This window comes from Saccharopolyspora griseoalba, assembly GCF_042665275.1.
Taxonomy (GTDB): domain Bacteria; phylum Actinomycetota; class Actinomycetes; order Mycobacteriales; family Pseudonocardiaceae; genus Saccharopolyspora; species Saccharopolyspora griseoalba.
The window spans coordinates 1-16,596 of sequence record NZ_JBHTCJ010000019.1; the positions used below are offsets into that span (position 1 = coordinate 1).

The 16,596-nt window shown below is 71.9% G+C and carries 12 protein-coding genes; 3 read left to right on the forward strand and 9 right to left on the reverse strand.

Annotated elements, in window-relative coordinates; translation table 11 throughout:
• Positions 1-541 (forward strand): LytTR family DNA-binding domain-containing protein (locus ACFQRI_RS25225; protein WP_380672790.1); only part of this gene is annotated, 541 nt, incomplete at its 5' end.
• Between the two features lie 16 nt (positions 542-557).
• On the opposite strand, the gene ACFQRI_RS25230 is transcribed toward ACFQRI_RS25225, so the two are convergent.
• A complete protein-coding gene (locus ACFQRI_RS25230; RefSeq protein ID WP_380672792.1) occupies positions 558-3,194 on the reverse strand; it encodes a cation-translocating P-type ATPase in 2,637 nt (878 codons plus the stop codon).
• Between the two features lie 132 nt (positions 3,195-3,326).
• On the reverse strand, positions 3,327-4,163 hold the full coding sequence (locus ACFQRI_RS25235; protein ID WP_380672794.1) for a helix-turn-helix domain-containing protein: 837 nt from the start codon (positions 4,161-4,163) through the stop codon (positions 3,327-3,329).
• Positions 4,164-4,296: 133 nt separating this feature from the next.
• Here ACFQRI_RS25235 and ACFQRI_RS25240 point away from each other — a divergent pair, with 133 nt between their 5' ends.
• Positions 4,297-5,493, forward strand: coding sequence for a Gfo/Idh/MocA family protein (locus tag ACFQRI_RS25240; protein ID WP_380672796.1), 1,197 nt, complete (start codon positions 4,297-4,299; stop codon positions 5,491-5,493).
• Between the two features lie 36 nt (positions 5,494-5,529).
• On the opposite strand, the gene ACFQRI_RS25245 is transcribed toward ACFQRI_RS25240, so the two are convergent.
• The 6 genes from ACFQRI_RS25245 to ACFQRI_RS25270 all read right to left on the reverse strand — a co-directional run bounded on the left by ACFQRI_RS25245 (position 5,530) and on the right by ACFQRI_RS25270 (position 13,686).
• Positions 5,530-8,565 carry a glycoside hydrolase family 2 TIM barrel-domain containing protein gene (locus ACFQRI_RS25245; RefSeq protein ID WP_380672798.1) on the reverse strand — a complete coding sequence of 1,012 codons (3,036 nt, stop codon included), beginning with the start codon at positions 8,563-8,565 and terminating at the stop codon, positions 5,530-5,532.
• Positions 8,566-8,577: 12 nt separating this feature from the next.
• Entirely contained in the window at positions 8,578-9,483 is a 906-nt protein-coding gene (locus tag ACFQRI_RS25250) for a carbohydrate ABC transporter permease (RefSeq protein ID WP_380672800.1), read from the reverse strand.
• Complete coding sequence (locus tag ACFQRI_RS25255; RefSeq protein ID WP_380672802.1) at positions 9,480-10,364, reverse strand: carbohydrate ABC transporter permease; 885 nt, start codon at positions 10,362-10,364, stop codon at positions 9,480-9,482. The genes ACFQRI_RS25250 and ACFQRI_RS25255 overlap by 4 nt, the downstream gene beginning before the upstream one ends.
• A complete protein-coding gene (locus ACFQRI_RS25260; RefSeq protein ID WP_380672804.1) occupies positions 10,361-11,683 on the reverse strand; it encodes an ABC transporter substrate-binding protein in 1,323 nt (440 codons plus the stop codon). The genes ACFQRI_RS25255 and ACFQRI_RS25260 overlap by 4 nt, the downstream gene beginning before the upstream one ends.
• Before the next feature lie 293 nt (positions 11,684-11,976).
• Entirely contained in the window at positions 11,977-12,546 is a 570-nt protein-coding gene (locus ACFQRI_RS25265) for a thymidine kinase (protein ID WP_380672806.1), read from the reverse strand.
• 117 nt (positions 12,547-12,663) lie between these two features.
• Positions 12,664-13,686, reverse strand: coding sequence for a CobW family GTP-binding protein (locus ACFQRI_RS25270; RefSeq protein ID WP_380672808.1), 1,023 nt, complete (start codon positions 13,684-13,686; stop codon positions 12,664-12,666).
• Positions 13,687-13,996: 310 nt separating this feature from the next.
• Between ACFQRI_RS25270 and ACFQRI_RS25275 the strand changes: the two genes are divergently transcribed.
• Entirely contained in the window at positions 13,997-15,310 is a 1,314-nt protein-coding gene (locus ACFQRI_RS25275) for an MFS transporter (protein WP_380672810.1), read from the forward strand.
• Between the two features lie 106 nt (positions 15,311-15,416).
• Here ACFQRI_RS25275 and ACFQRI_RS25280 read toward each other — a convergent pair whose 3' ends face one another.
• Positions 15,417-16,595: an NADH:flavin oxidoreductase gene (locus ACFQRI_RS25280; protein ID WP_380672812.1), complete on the reverse strand. Its 1,179-nt coding sequence runs from the start codon at positions 16,593-16,595 to the stop codon at positions 15,417-15,419.
• Position 16,596 lies beyond the last annotated feature (1 nt).

A 16,596-nucleotide genomic window follows, 5' to 3' on the forward strand; every position in this document is an offset into this window, starting at 1 on the left:
CGCCAAGCAGGCCTCGCACAACCCCTCCTGGGTCGGCACCACCCAGATCTTCACCCACCTCGCCGACGAACCCACCCCGGTCAGCATGCGACCGGTGTTCCTGTCCGGAAACCTCGTCGGCACCCTCGTCTCCTTCGGCGCCACCGAAGGCGAACAGCTCCCGCACGCCGACAGCGGCGGCGGCACCGGCCACCAGCAGGGCAGAACTCCCCGGATCGTGGCGACCCGGGAGAACCGCATGGTCCTGCTGCGCCGGCCCGAGGTCTCCTTCGCCGAGTCCGAGGGCAACGACGTGTGGCTGTCCACCGACCAGGGCCGCCTCCGCGCCGCCTCGGGAAGCCTCGACAAGCTCGAGAACGAGCAGGGCGGCGCCGGATTCCTGCGCGTGCACCGCCGGTACGTGGTCAACCTCGGCCGGATCCGGGAGGTCGAACGCCGCTTCAAGGGCGAGCTGCTCCTGGTCATGGACGACGAGGCGAGCACGATGGTCCCGGTCTCGCGGCGCAACGCCGCGGCCGTGCGCCGGGCCCTGGACATCTGAGGCGCGCCGCGCGAGATCAGCGGCCGGTGCGGAACTTCGCCAGGTCGTTCCAGGTCACGGCCAGCACCGGGACGAGCACCGCGACCAGCCACTGCCCGGCGGTCAGCGCGGTCAGGTCGAGCGCATCGCGCGCGGCGGGCAGCACCGTGATCAGCCCCAGCGCTGCCGCGGTGACCGCCGTCCACGGCGGCAAGAACCCGTTGGAGCGCAGGCCCAGCCGCACCAGCGGGGTCCGCTCGGAGCGCATCACCCAGGCAAGCGCCAGGTAACCGACCATCCACCCGGTGAACGCCAGGGTCTGCGCGGTCGCGATCGGCAGACCGGTCCAGATCGCGCCGAGGTAGATCGCGGTGACGGCCGCGAACAGCGTCGCCCCGCAGGTGAAGATCGCCGTGACCAGCGAGCGGTCCAGGAATGGGCGTCGGGGATCGCGCGGCGGGCGGCGCATCGCGTCGGATTCGGCGGGCTCCGCGGCGAAGGTCGCGCTGCCCGCGATGTCCATGAACATCTCCAGCACCACGATCTGGATCGGGGTGAACGGGACCGGCAGGCCCAGCGCGACCCCGCTGGCGGCCGTGGCGATGAGCGCCACCTTGCAGGCCAGGTAGTAGCGGACGCCCTTGCGCAGGTTGTCGAACAGCTGCCTGCCCTCGCGCACGGCACGGGTGGTGGTGGCGAAGTCGTCGTCGGCGAGCACCATGTCGGCGACCTCCCGGGCCACGTCGGTGCCGCTCGCGCCCATCGCGATCCCCACGTCGGCCTGGGCCAGAGCCGGCGTGTCGTTGACCCCGTCACCGGTGACCGCGACGATCTCGCCGCGCGCGTGCAGCGCGCGCACCAGCCGCAGCTTGTGCTCCGGCGTCGTGCGGGCGAACACCGAGGATCCCGCCACCGCTTCGGCCAGCGCGTCGTCGTCGAGCTCGTCGAGCTGCGGCCCGCTCAACGGCGAACCGGTGCCGTCGAGCCCGATGTCCGCGGCGATCGCCCCTGCGGTGTCGGGGTGATCGCCGGTGACCATGACGACCCGGATTCCCGCCCGTCGCAGGTCGCGCACCGCCTCGGCCGCCCCGGGGCGCGCCGGATCGGCCAGGCCGGCGAATCCGACCAGCGTGAGCCCGGACTCGGCCTCCTCGCGCCCGAGATCGCGATCCGGCAGCACGCGGGTCGCCAGGGCGATCACCCGCACGCCCTGCGCGGCCATGCCGTCGACCTGCTCGCGCAGCGCGCCGCGACCGCTCCCGTCCAGCGCCGCTTCGCTCCCGCCGACGAGCCGGTGGGTGCAGCGGCCGAGCACGGATTCGGGCGCGCCCTTGGCGATCAGCAGCAGTTCGCCGTCCCGGCCGAGGCGCACCGCAGACATCATCTTGCGATCGCTGTCGAAGGGGTGCTCGGCGACGAGGTCACCCGCCGAGCCGCCGGGCTGCCCGGGCAGCAGGCCGTGGCGGTGGGCGGTCTCCAGCAGCGCGACGTCGGTGGGCTCGCCCAGCACGCGCGCGGTGTCGTCCTGGTGCACCACGGTCGCGTCGGTGCAGGCCGCCGCGAGCGCCAGCAACCTGCGCTGCGCCGGAGCGGGATCGCCGGTGAACGGCTCGGCGCGGTCGGTGGCCAGGTGCGACACGCTCATCCGGTTCTCGGTGACGGTGCCGGTCTTGTCGGTGGCGATGACCGTGATGGTGCCCAGAGCTTCCGCGGCCCGCAGCCGCTTGATCAGCACGCGGCGGTGGGAGAGCCGGTAGGCGCCCAGGCCCAGCACCATGCTGATGATGATCGGGAGCTCTTCCGGGATGGTCGCGAAGGCCAGCGTCAGCCCGGTCAGGATCATCTCGCGCCAGGGTTGCCCGCCGAGCACGCCGAGCAGCGGGACGAGCACGCTGAAGGCCAGCGCCAACCAGGCCAGCCAGCGGGCGAGGTCGCGCATCGCCTGCTGCAGCGCGGTGCGCGGCGGCCTGGCCTCGACCACCAGGCCGGTGATCCGCCCGAGCTCGGTGCTCGTGCCGGTGACCAGCACGACCGCCCTGGCGCGCCCGGCGACCACCGTGGTCCCGGCGAACACCAGGTTCGAGCGCTGGCCGAGCGGTGCGTCGGCGGCCAGCACCCGCCCGGCGTCCTTGTCGACCGGGGCGGACTCGCCGGTCAGCACCGATTCGTCGACCCGCAGGCCGGCGGACTCGACCAGCCGCGCGTCGGCGGCCAACCGCTCCCCCGCGCGCAGCACGAGCACGTCACCGGGCACCAGCCCCTCGGTCGGCACGTCGCGCACCTTGCCACCGCGCAGCGCGGGCGCCGTCGGCGCCGACAACCTGCTCAGCGAGGCGATGGCGGACTTGGCGCGGTACTCGGTGAACACCTCCACCAGTACGACCGCGGCGATGACCACCACGATCGCCACCGCGTCCGCCAGCTCGCCCCACACGCCGTAGAGCACCGCCACGGCCAGCAGCAGCAGGATCATCGGCTCGGTGCTCTCCTCCCGGAGCACGCCCCGGAAGGTGACCCGCCGCGGCCGTTCCCGCCGGTTCGGCCCGAACCTGGCCAGCCGGGCCGCGACCTCGGCATCGGGGAGCCCGCGGTGCGGGTCCACTTCGAGCTGCTCGACGACGTCCCCGGTCGTGGCGGTGTGACCGTGCTCGACGGCCGGCGGTCGCGGGCTCACCGGCGCGCCCCGATCTGCGAGGACATCCGCGAAGTATCGCACCGACCGACCGCGAGTCCAGCCCCGCAGAGGCCCGGCTCCGGTGCCGGAGGTCCGGATCCCGGTCCCCGCCGAGCGCACCGGCCGGCGCCATCACGCCCGCCCGCGGAACTCGCGCCGGAACCGGGCGGGCGGCGTGCCGCAAGCCGACGTGAAGGCCCGGTAGAAGCGGCTCACGGAGCCGAAACCGGCCGCCAGCCCCACGTCGTTGACCGGCAGGTCGGTGGTGATCAGCAGGCGGCGGGCTTCGGCGAGCCTGCACTTGGTCAGGTAGTCGACCACCGTGGTCCGCACGACCTTGCGGAACTGGGTCATCGCGTAGTTCGGGTGCAGCTGCGCGGCCTCGGCGACGTCGGCGACCGCGACGGGTTCGCGGAAGTTCCTCGCGAGGTACTGCACCATGGCGATCACCTGCTGCAACGAGCGATCGACCGGGGCGCGACCGCCGCCGGGTTCGCCCGGGGCGCTCAGCGCCAGCCTGCGGATCCTCGCCTCCAGTTCGAGCGTCGCGATCTCGCGCCGCTCCCGCGCACCGCTGGCCAGGTCGAGGGCCCACTGCTCGAAGCGGGCGACGTCGGCCTCGACCGACCCGGACGGCGGGGAGACCAGCGGCGCCCCGGAGAGCAGCCGGCCGACCAGGGCATCCGGCAGACCCCAGCTCCGCAGCGCCGAGAAGGGAACGTGCACCCAGTGGGCTCGGGTCGCCTCGTTGGCCACCAGCTGGTGCGGCACCCCCGCCCAGAACGCGGTGACGCTCCCGGGACCGACCTCCAGGGACTGCCCGCCGAACAAGTAGAGCATCGCACCGCCCTCGGAGACGAGGTTGAGCTCCAGGTCGTCGTGCTGGTGCGCGGTCCCCATGAGCACTGGCTCGCCCGACCACGCGGCGAGGTTCGGGGGTTCGACCTGCGGCAGCACCTGAGAATCCACGAAGCTCACGCTCTCTTCGGCGAAGACTTCGCAGATCGTAGGCACCTATCGTCGCAGGAGTCCACGACGACGCCCGGGGCAGCACCTGCCGGAGCACCGGGCGCTTCCGCGGTCCACGGTGAGGAGTGGTCCCTTGTTCTCCCTCGGCATCGTCGGCGCAGGGCAGTTCGCCGGCCAGTTCACAGAGCTCTGGCGGCGCCATCCCGGCGTCGGCGACGTCCTCGCGACCGACCTGCGGCCCGAGCGGGCCGAGAAGCTCGCCGGCGACCACGATCTCGCCGGAACCCTGCCGTCGTTCGAGGCCGTGCTCGACTCCGACGTCGACGCGGTCGCCATCTTCACCCAGCGCTGGACGCACGGACCGCTGGTCGTGCGGGCGCTGCGCGCGGGCAAGCACGTCTACTCGGCCGTGCCGATGGCGGTGACCCAGCGGGAGATCACCGACATCGTCGAAGCGGTGCGCGACACCGGCCTGACCTACATGATGGGCGAGACCAGCTACTACAACCCGGCCGTGGTGTACGCGCGGAACAGGTTGGAGGAGGGCGATTTCGGTCGGGTGTTCTACGCCGAGGGCGATTACGTCCACGACATGGACCTCGGCTTCTACGAGGCCTACCGGTACAGCGGTGGAGCGAACTGGAAGGCGACCGCCAGCTATCCCCCGCTGCTGTACCCCACCCACTCCATCGGCGGCGTGCTCGGCGCCTGGCGAACGCGCGCGGTGAGCGTGTCGGCCGTCGGGGTCGTCGACGACCGGGACGACGGCGTGTTCGACAAGGAGATCAGCCAGTTCAGCAACGACTTCTCCAACGCCACCGCCCTCTTCGAGGTCGCCGGGGGCGGTTCGTTCCGCACCAACGAGTTCCGGCGGGTCGGCTACCCGTCGCACATCCGCGAGTCGCGCTTCCGGTTCTTCGGCACGCGCGGCAGCTTCGAGCAGCTGGCCACGGTGAGCCACTGGCAGGACAAGAGCGGGGTCGAGGACGTCACGGACCACCTCCGGCCCGCGCACGCGCCGGTCGGGGACGATCCGTCCCCGCAGCACGTCGATCCCGCGCTCCGGGAGGGCTTCGCCAGCGGCTCGGCGCCGGTGCACGACCGCTCCCACCTGCCGGAGGAGTTCACCGGCGCCCCGAACGGGCACGAGGGCAGCCACCAGTTCCTGGCCGACGACTTCGCGACCGCGGTCAACACCGGCTCGCAGCCACCGGTCAACGCCTGGGTCGCCGCGCGCTTCACCATGCCGGGGATCACCGCGCACGAGTCCGCGCTGCGCGGTGGGGTGCGCCTGGAGGTCCCCGATCTCGGCGACCCGCCGACCGCGTGACGGGTTCGGCCGCGCCCGGCGGCCGAACCCGGCCTGCTACCTGGCCCGGAGAGCGAAGGTGATGCTGGTGCTGCGCGGTTCGAGGGCGTGCCGCGGCAGGACGTCGGGACCGCAGGACCTGGTGCCCAGGGCGTGCTGCGCGGCGTCCAGGTAGAGGTGGAGCCCGTCGCCGGGTGGGAGCTGGTGCGGGTGGTCGGCCGCTTCGAGCTGCTGGGCGGTGTACCGGGAGAGGGTGAAGCCGGGCCCGCCCGCCTCGGCGAAGGTCCGGATCTCCAACTCGCCGGCCGCACCGGTGAGGCGGAGCCAGCGGAGGTCGGAGCGGTGCCCGTTCTCCTGCGGGACCGAGTAGTGGAACTCCAGGTCGTCGACGTTCGCCTCGTGGACGCCGACCAGCGCGGCGGCCCGGGAGTCCGGGTAGGACGGATTCGGACCCCTGCCGAACCAGCTCGCCCGGCCGTAGGCGCTCGGGAGGTCCAGGCGGACACCGACCCTCGGCCAGGTGCGGTCCCATCCCCGATCCGGGATGACGTCGACGCGCACGAGCAGCTCGTCGCCGACCGCCCGGTAGCGGATCCAGGTCTCCGCTCCGCAGCGCTGGCCCGCCGCGACCGAACGCGTGCGCACGCGCACGGCGTCGCCGTCGCGGCCGATCTCGACCAGGCGGTGCTGCAGCCGGTCGAGCCCGCGCGCCCGCCACTGCTCGGCCGAGGACGGCGGGCGTTCCCACGCGAGGCGACCCCCGCTGGGGCGGCCGGCCAGCCTCGGGCTGTCGCCGCGGTCGTTGTCCGTGCTCGCCCGCCACAGCTCGAGCTGAGGCCCCGACAGCTCCAGCTCGCCCGCGCGCAGCAGGTCGCCGGTGCGGGCGTCGACGAACGCCGGGCCGATCTGGTAGCCGCCGTCGCGCTCGACCGGTTCCGCGCCGCGACCGGCAGGCGGTGCGACCGGGCGGTGACGACGCGGGCTGCCGTTGACCCCGGTCAGCGCCGACTCGCCGAGGTCGTGCTGCGACGCCGAGATGCAGTGCCCCGCGGCCGCCCACGCGGTGTCCGCGGCGAGCTCGACGCGCAACGTCAGCCAGATCTCGCTGGTCTCGTCCGCTCCGCCGGCCTTCGCGGCCGACAGCACCAGCTCCTCCGGGAGCGGCGCGGTCACCCGCTGGCCCGGAGCGACGTGCGGCAGCGCGGCGGTCCCCTCCGCGCTGGTCCGGCCGTCGACCGCCACCTGCCACGCCAACCGGAATCCCGTCGTACCGGCCGCGTGCTGGTCGTTCTCGACGACCAGCTCCCGGTCCTCGCGCAGCGCGACGCGCACCGGGGCGAACGCGGCCGCCACCTCGGCGGCTCCCGGGGAGGGGACGTCGTCGGAGCGGATCAGCCCGTCCATGACGAAGTTCCCGTCGTGCACCTGCTCGCCGAAATCACCGCCGTAGCCGAAGAACTCGACCCCATCCGGGGTGCGGGAGCGCAGGCCGTGGTCGCGCCACTCCCAGACGAACCCGCCGGCCAACCGCGGCAGCGCGTCGATCAGCTCCTGGTACTCGGCGACCAGCCCGGGCCCGTTGCCCATCGCGTGCACGTACTCGCACATCACGAACGGCTTGGTGCGCAGGTGCTCGGCCCGCGCCTCGTCGCAGCCGGCGATCTCTCCCGAATCCCCGCCGATGGCGGCCACTTCGGCGAGATCCGGGTACATCCGGGAGTAGACGTCGGTGTACTCGCCGGTGCGATCGCCCTCGTAGTGCACCGGGCGGCCCGGGTCCCGCTGGCGCACCCAGGCCGACATCGCAGCGAGGTTCGACCCGGTTCCCGCCTCGTTGCCCAGCGACCACATCACCACGCACGGGTGGTTCTTGTCGCGCTCCACGGTTCGCCGGATGCGGTCCAGGTAGGCCTCGTGCCACCGCGGGTCGTCGCTGGGGTTGTCCCGCCAGCCCACCGGCTCGAAGCCGTGGGTCTCCAGGTCGCACTCGTCGACGACCCAGAAGCCCAGCTCGTCGGCCAGGTCGAGCACGCCGGGGTGCGGCGGGTAGTGGCTCGTGCGGATGGCGTTGACGTTGTGCCGCTTCATCAGCTGCAGGTCGGCGCGCGCGTGCTCGGGGTCGAAGACCCGGCCGCGGTCGGGGTGCGTCTCGTGCCGGTTGACGCCGCGGAAGGTCAGCTCCCGCCCGTTGACCAGCAACCGGTCGCCCTCGATGCGCACGCTGCGGAATCCCACCCGCGCCCGGACGTGCTCGCCGGTCGAGCGAACGCTCGCGGCGTAGAGGTTCGGTACGTCGGCGCTCCACGGTTCGACCTCGCCGACGTCGAGCTCGGCCACCGCCTCGTCGAGGGTGCGCCGCACGCCCAGCTCCGGGAGCTCGACGGTGACCGGGAAGGCCTCCGGCGCGGCGGTCAGCTCCACCCGCAGCCGGCCCCGGCCGGTGCGGTGGTCGTAGCCGGCGTCGAGCCAGACGTCGTCGACCCCGCCTCGCGGGCGCGCGAGCAGCACGACCTCCCGGAAGATCCCGGGCAGCCACCACTGGTCCTGGTCCTCGAGGTAGCTGGCCGACGACCACTGGTGCACCCGCACGACCAGCAGGTTGTCGCCGGGGTGCAGCTGCTCGGTGACGTCGAACTCCTGGACCAGCCTGCTGCCCTTGCCGACGCCGATCTCCGCGCCGTTGAGCCACACCCGGTAGGTCGACTCGACCCCGTCGAAGCGCAGCAGCACTCGCTCGGCCTGCGACCACGCCGCGTCCGCGGGCACCGCGAAGCGGCGCCGGTAGTCGCCGGTCGGGTTGTCGTCGGGCACGTGCGGCGGGTCGACCGGGAACGGGTAGACCACGTTGGTGTAGATCGGGGAGCCGTGGTCGCCGTCCCCGTGCAGCACCCAGTGCCCGGGAACCGGCATCCGGTCCCAGTCGGAGTCGTCGTGCTCCGGTTCCCGGACCGCCTCGGTCGGGCGGGCGTGCGGCCACAACCGGAACGCCCACTGCCCGCACAGGTCCAGCTCCGCGGCGTCGGTGCGCAACCGCGACCGCGGAGCGGTGCGCGCCCCCGAACCCGGGGTGTGGTCCTGGTAGTACTCCGTCATCCGAACTCCCCTTCACTTCACCGCGCCGTCGGTCAGGCCGGACCGCCAGAAGCGCTGCAGCACCACCACGGCGACGGCCAGCGGAACGATCGACACGAGCACACCACCGGTGGTCAGCTCGTAGAACTCCGGGAGCCGGTCCACCTGGCCGCGCCAGTTGTTCAGCCCCAGCGTGATGGGGTACAGGCTCGGGTCCGAGAGCATGACCAGCGGCAGGAAGTAGTTGTTCCAGATGCTCACCAGCTGGAACAGGAAGACCGTCACCAGCGCCGGGGTCATCGCGCGCAGCCCGACGGCGTGGAAGATCCGCAGTTCCCCGGCCCCGTCGATGCGGGCGGCCTCGATCACCGCGTCGGAGACCGAGGCGGCCGCGTAGATGCGGCACAGGAAGATGCCGAACGGCGAGACCATCGAGGGGATCAGCACGCCCCAGTAGGTGTCGGTCAGCCCCAGCTGGCTGAACAGCAGGAACAGCGGCAGCGCGGTCGCGGTCATGGGCACCAGCACTCCGCCGAGCAGCACGCCGAAGATCACCTCCCGCCCGCGGAAGGCGTACTTGGCCAGCGCGTAGCCCCCGGCCGCGGCCAGGTAGGTGGCCACCGCGCCGCCCACGACCGAGTACAGCGCGCTGTTGGCGAACCAGCGCAGGAAGACCCCGCCGTCGTAGGCGAAGACCTGCGCGATGTTGTCGAACAGCTCGAACTCGCCCGCGAACCAGAAGCCGTGCGTGCCGAACAGGTCCTCGGTGCTCTTCGAGGCGGCGACGATCACCCAGTAGATCGGCACCAGGAAGTACAGCGCGGCGACCAGCAGGATCCCGTTGATCAGCGCTGCTCTGCCCAGCTCGCGCCGCTCGGCCTCGCCCCCGGCGGCCGGGGAGGTCGCCTGCTGGGGCCGCTCGTCGAGTTCGGCGGTCATCGGCGGTCCTTCCGGTTCACCAGGCGCAGGAACGCGAACGACAGCGCGAAGGCCGTCATCGCGATGATGATCGACTGGGCCGCGGCCACGTTGTAGTCGTTGTAGTTGAACGCGGAGTTGTACGCCGAGAGGTTCGGTGTGTAGTCGCTGCTGATGGCGGGCGAGACCGACTGCAGCACTTGCGGTTCGGCGAACAGCTGCAGCGTTCCGATGATGGAGAAGACCGTGCACAGCACGAGCGCGGGCCGGATCAGCGGCAGCTGGACGTGCAGCGCGATGCGCAGCGGCCCGGCACCGTCCATCCGGGCCGCCTCGTAGAGCTCACCGGGGATCGACTTCAGCTGCGCGGCCAGGATCAGCATGTTGTACCCGGTGAACGTCCAGGTCACGATGTTGGCGATCGACCACAGCACCGACCCCGGGCCCAGCAGGTCCAGCTCGATGCCCATCACCGCGGCCACGTCGATGATCGGGCTCAGCCCCGGTACGTAGAGGAAGGACCACATGATGGTGGCGATCGCGCCGGGCACGCCGTAGGGCATGAAGTAGATCGCCCGGAACATCCGCGGCCAGCGGGCCGACGCGGATTCCAGCAGCAGCGCCAGCGCGGTGGCGCAGGCGATCATCACCGGCACCTGCACCGCGCCGAACAGCACCACCCGGCCGAGCGAGCCGACGAACTCGGAGTTCTCCCAGGCCAGCGCGTAGTTGCGCAGCCCGGCGAAGGAGGTCGTCACGCCGTCCTCCCCGAAGAGCCCGGCGCGCTGCACCTGGGTCAGCGACTGCACTCCGGCGTAGCCGATGGGGATGGCGAAGGAGACCAGGAAGAGCACCAGGAACGGGGCGAGCAGGATCCACGGCGCCCACTTCTGCGCCTTCACGCCGCCCTCACCTTCAACCCCTCGTTGCGCAGCATCGCAACCGTCTCGTCCTGGGCCACCCGGCAGGCCTCCACGATGGACGACTCGCCGGTGATCTTCTCGCGGAAGCCGTCGCCGAGCACGTTGAAGGTCTGCTGGGTGGTCGGCGACCAGATCCAGCGCTCGTTCTGCTGCTGCGCGGCGGGCGCGAAGACCTCCTGGTTGTAGCGCTGCCCGCCGAAGAACTCGGAGGGTTCGCGCCGCGACTGCCCGATGTAGCCCGCCGCGGGCGACCACCCGATCCCGCAGTGCTCGATCATCGCGTCGATGCCCTCGCGGGTCGTGGTCATCCACAGCGCGAAGTCCACGGCTTCCTTCGGGTGCTCGCAGTTGCGCAGCACCGACACCGAGGACCCACCGTTCTGGGCGGAGCCGAACCCGGCCGGACCCCAGGTCGGCATCGGGGCGACGCGCCACAACCCCTCGGTGCCGCCGACCTCGGCCAGCAGCGCGTCGGCCCACGAGCCGTTGGTCACCGCACCGATCCTGCCGCTGGCCGCGGCGGCGACCCAGCCGGTCGACAGCGCGTCCACGGACACGTCGACGAGGTCGTCGTCGATGGCGGCGTCGAAGAACTCGGCCACGCGCGTGGTGGCCTCGTCGGTCATGTCTACCACCCACCCGTCGTCCTCGACCCGGAACCACCGCGCGCCGGCCTGCGCGGCCAGCGAGGCGAACAGCGAGGTGTCGCCGAGCGAGAACACCTCAAGGTACTTGTCGGCCTCGCGGTAGCGGCGGGCCAGCTCGGCCCACTCCGCCCACGTGGCCGGGGGCGCGCCGCCGACCTCGCGCATGACGTCGGCGCGGTAGAAGAACCCGCACGGTCCGGAGTCCTGCGGCAGGCCGTAGATCCCGCGGTCGAAGACCACCTGGTTCCACACCGCCTCGTCGTACTCGCGGGCGTGCTGCCGGGCCCCGTACCGGGACAGGTCGACCATCCCGTCGACGAGCAGGAACGCCGGGATCTGCCGCAGCTCCACCTGCGCCAGGTCGGGGCCGCCGCCCGCGGCCAGGCTGGAGAACAACCGCTGGTACCCGCCCGCGTTGCCGACCGGGATCCACACCGCTTCGACCTCGACGTCGGGATGGCGCTCGTTCCAGATGTCGCAGACCTTCTGCAGGTCCTTCAACCACGACCAGTAGGTGAGGTGCACCTTCTGCCCCGGCCGAGCCGGCGGGATGAACCGCTGCGGCTCCCGGGCGCTGATGTCGCCGCAGGCGGTGAGCCCGGCCAGTCCGAGACCGGCTCCGAGCACCTGCCGTCGAGAGAGCCCGACCACGCAGTACCTCCTCCCGCGCTGTCTCGTTCCAGATGGCGACCGCGTCGCAGCTGGACGATGTGCCGACGAGAATTGCCTGCTCGGCAGCTATGCGCTGGCGCCGGTGACCCCGATCGGGCAGGTCACCGCTGGAACACCCCTCGGGCGACGAATCCTGAAGCGAGGTGCGGCATGCCAGCTCCCGCGATCCGAGCGAACGTTGCTGGCAACGTAAGCGGCCGACACCGGGGGGTCAACGGCCGAAAGGGTCATGGCGTCCGCGACCCGACCGGTCGGCCCGCGGCCGCGCTGCCTCACCCCAGCGTGCCGACCTTGGTGAGGTAGCAGGTGCCGCACATGGATTCGTAGCCGACCTCTCCCTCGATGGCGACCTGACTGCCGTCCTGGGTGAAGTCGCCGTCGACCGTGCGCGCGTTGAACGTGGCCTTGCGGCCGCAGCGGCAGATCGTCTTGAGCTCCTCGATGGAGTGGGCGAGCTCCATCAGCCGCAGGCTCCCGGGGAACCCGCGGGTGCGGAAGTCGCTGCGCAAGCCGTAGGCGATCACCGGGATGCCGTCGAGCACGGCGATCCGGAACAGGTCCTCGACCTGAGCTGCGGTGAGGAACTGCGCTTCGTCGACCAGCACGCAGTCGGCGCCGCCGGAGTCGAGCACCACGTCGCGCACCGGCAGGTCGTCCTCCAGCACCAGGTCCACCTCGCGGGCCACCCCGATCCTGGAGAGCACCTCGGGGCTCTTGGTGTCCAGCGCCGGCTTGACCACCAGGACGCGCTGACCGCGCTCGCGGTAGTTGTGCGCGACCTGCACCAGAGCAGTCGACTTGCCGGAGTTCATCGCCCCGTACCGGAAATACAGCTTCGCCACGACCGGACAACCTAGCCGCAGCCGCCGACGCCGCCGCGCACCGGCCGCACGAGGCGTGACGCCGGCCTCGGCCCGCCCGGCGTCGCCGCCCCGGCTCGTTGGCCGGCCGCACCGGCGTCAGGCCTGCACGAAGCGGGCGAGACCGAGCGCGCCGTACTCGTCGACGGTGTCGGGATCGGGATCCACGCAGGACTCCAGCTTGCCGGTGAGGTCGTCGGCGTCCAGGTCTGTGCCGATGAGCACCAGGCTGGTCCGGCGCTGGCCCGCGGGCCAGCGGGAGCGCTCGAACCTGGCGTACACGCCGACGGTGTGCAGCACGTACCGCCGCTGCTCCCCGGACGCGCCGAAGTCGATCGGCCCCTTGATCCGGTACACCCCGCGGCTGCGCTCGGTGAGGAAGCGCAGGAACGCCGAGGGGTTCAGCGGGCGGTCGGAGACGAACTCCACGGACTGGTAGGCCGCGTGCATGTGCTCGTCGCGGCAGCCGTGCTCGTCGTGGTCGAGGTCGGCGAAGGACAGCTGCCGCGCGACTTCGGCGGACTCGCGAACAGCGGGATCGTCGAACAGGATCCCCGGGGAGATCCTGCCGTGCTCGGCGGGCAGCACGGCGCCATCGGCGATCTCGCGGACCGAGCCGATCACGCGCTCGCGCTCGGCCGCGTCGAGGCGGTCGGTCTTGTTGACCACCACCAGGTCGGCGAAGCGCACGTGGTCGTCGAGCTCGGGGTGCCGCGCGCGGGTGTCGTCGAACTCGGCGGCGTCGACGACCTCCACCATGCCGCCGAACTCGATGTGCGGGTTCTCCGTGGACAGCACCATCCGGACCAGCTGCCGCGGCTCCGCGATCCCGCTGGCCTCGATCACGATGACGTCCACCGGCGCGCCCGGGTAGGCCAGCCGCTCCAGCATCGGGTCGACGCCGTCGGCGTCGACCGCGCAGCACAGGCAGCCGTTCTCCAGCGACATCGCCGCGTCGACCTGACCGGCGACGGTCATCGCGTCGATGTTGATGCTGCCGAAGTCGTTGACCAGCACGCCGATCCGACGCCCGTCGTTGTTGCGCAGCAGGTGGTTGAGCAGCGTCGTCTTGCCCGAGCCCAGGTAGCCCGCCAGCACGAGCACCGGAATCCGAGCCGTCACTCCCGCGCCCCCGCAGATCGAAGAACCACACCCAGCCCGGTCATCCTCGCACGCCCCGCCGACGGGCCGAGCAGGCCTCCCGGCGGCGACGACCGGCGACCCTCCGCTGCTCACCGCGACGCACGAACTACCGCCGCTCCGGAAGCTCGGTCGCGCCGCGCTCCCGACGCGCGGGAATCGCGACGACCCTCGTCGATCCGCCCGCCGGCTCCCCTTGTGGCGTTTCGCCCCAATGGCTACGGTGCCTAAAACTTACACCGTTAGTTATCTGCGCCACAGTGCTCCAGACCGCGACCGGAGGACGACCGAGATGGCCGCCACCCCGAACAGCGCACGCCGAGTAGCGCTCGCCAGCCTCATCGGCACCACCATCGAGTGGTACGACTTCTTCATCTACGGCACCGCCGCCGCGCTGGTGTTCAACCAGCTGTTCTTCCCCGAGTTCGACCCGGTCGTCGGCACCGTCGCGGCGTTCGCGACCTTCGCCGTCGGCTTCCTCGCCCGGCCGATCGGCGGCGTGCTGTTCGCCCACTTCGGCGACAAGCACGGCCGGAAGCCCATGCTGATCACCTCGCTGATGCTGATGGGCCTGGCCACCCTGCTGATGGGTGTTCTGCCGACCTACGCCAGCATCGGCGTCTGGGCGCCGATCCTGCTGACCTTGCTGCGCTTCGCCCAGGGCATCGGCGTGGGCGGCGAGTGGGGCGGTGCCGCGCTGATGGCGGTCGAGCACGCGCCGAAGAACCGCCGCGGCTTCTACGGGAGCTGGCCGCAGGTGGGCGTGCCCGCCGGTCTGCTGCTGGGCAACCTGACCTTCACGGCGATGTCGGCGACCATGTCCGAGCAGGCCTTCCTCACGTGGGGCTGGCGGATTCCGTTCCTGTGCAGCGCGCTGCTGATCGTGGTCGGCTTCGCCATCCGGCTCAAGATCAGCGAGAGCCCGGTCTTCCAGGAGGCCATGGACCGCAAGGAGCAGGAGCGCGCAGAGCGGATGCCGGTGGTCGAGGTGCTGCGCCGCCACCCGAGGACGATCCTGCTCGCAGCGGGCTCGTTCATCGCCACCAACGCCACCTTCTACGTGGGCACCACCTGGATCGTCTCCTACACGACCACGTCGCTGGACTACGACCGCACCACGATCCTCAGCGCCAACGCGCTGCTGGCCGCGATCGACATCCCGCTGATGATGGCCTTCGGGCTGCTCTCCGACCGCGTGGGACGACGCGTCATGTCCCTGGGCGGCATGGCGGTTCTCGCGCTGTTCGCCGTCCCGTGGATCATGCTGGTCGACACCGGTGTGATCGGGCTGTTCCTGCTGGCGGGCATCGTCGTGCAGGCCTGCCGCACGGCGGTCTACGGACCGCAGTCGGCGTTCTTCTCCGAGCTGTTCAGCACCCGGCTGCGCTACAGCGGCGCCACGCTGTCCTACCAGCTGGCCTCGATCCTCGGCGGCGGCATCGCCCCGATGATCTGCACCGCCCTCTACGGCGCCACCGGCACCTCGATGTCCATCGCCGGCTACGTCGTGGTCCTCTGCCTGACGTCGTTCGTGTGCACCTACCTGCTCAGCGAGACCTACAAGCGCAACCTCACCGAAACCACCCCCGCCCCGGCGCAAACCTGACGGAGAGCGAGGGTTCCAGCAGTTTGGCCGATAGCTGCACCCCCTCTGGGGGTGCAGCTATCGGCCAAACTGCGACGCACGACGCGCGACGCTCGGCCTGCGCCGGTCACGGCGGGCCGTGACCGCCTTCGCGCAGGACGCAGCGGGTGCCGGTGAACACGGTGGGCACGCAGCGGTTGTTGTGGTCGCACAGGGAGCGCGTCGCGGGGTCGGCGGCGATGCGGTTGATCAGGTCGGGCTCCCGCAGCAGGGCCCGGGCCATCGCGACGAACTGGAAGCCCTCGCGCATCGCGGTGTCCATGACCTCGCGGGTGGTCACCCCGCCGAGCAGCACCATCGGCAGGTCGACCGCCGCCCGGACCCGGCGGGCGTCGTCGAGCAGGTAGGCGTCCCGGTAGGGGTACTCGCGCAGGAACCAGCCGCCGACGAGCTTCACCCCGGCGCGCAGGGGCCGGGGCATCACCTCGGCGAACTCGCGCACCGGCGCGTCGCCCCTGAACAGGTACATCGGGTTGCGCAGGGAGCTGCCCGCGGTCATCTCCAGCGCGTCCGCGGTGCCCTCGGCCTCCAGCCACCGCGCGACCGCGATCGCCTCGTCCAGCCGGAAGCCGCCGGGCACACCGTCGTCCATGTTCAGCTTGGCCAGGACCGCCAGCCGGTCACCCGCCGCGTCGCGGACGGCCCGCATGATGCGCAGCGCGAGGCGAGCGCGGTTGCGCAGGCCACCGCCGTAGGCGTCGGTGCGCCTGTTGAGCTTCGGGCTCAGGAACGAGCTGGCCAGGTAGTTGTGCCCCAGGTGGACCTCGACGGCGTCGAAGCCGGTGTCGACCGCCATGCGCGCCGCGTCGGCGTGCGCGCGCACCACGCGGTCGAGGTCGGCGGTGGTCGCGGTTCTGACCTGGCGCAGGGAGTGCGGGTTCAGCGATCTGCTGGGCCCGAGCGCGGGCAGGCCTGTCCTGGTCGGGTCGGCGACCGGTCCGGCGTGGCCGAGCTGCGCGGAGATCGCCGCTCCCCGCGCGTGCACCGCCTCGGTGAGCCGCCGCAGCCCGGGGGCCGCTTCGGGCCGCCAGACGAGCTGGTGACCGTCGGTGCGGCCCTCCGGCGAGACGGCGCAGTGGGCGAGGGTGGTCATGCCCGCTCCGCCCTCGGCGTGCCGCAGGTGGAAGTCGATCAGGTCGTCGCTGACCTGCCCGCGTCGGGCGGCCTTCTCGTAGGTGGCGGCCTTGATGACCCGATTTCGCAACCGCACCGGGCCCAAGGTCGCGGGGGCCAACACGTCCGGCATC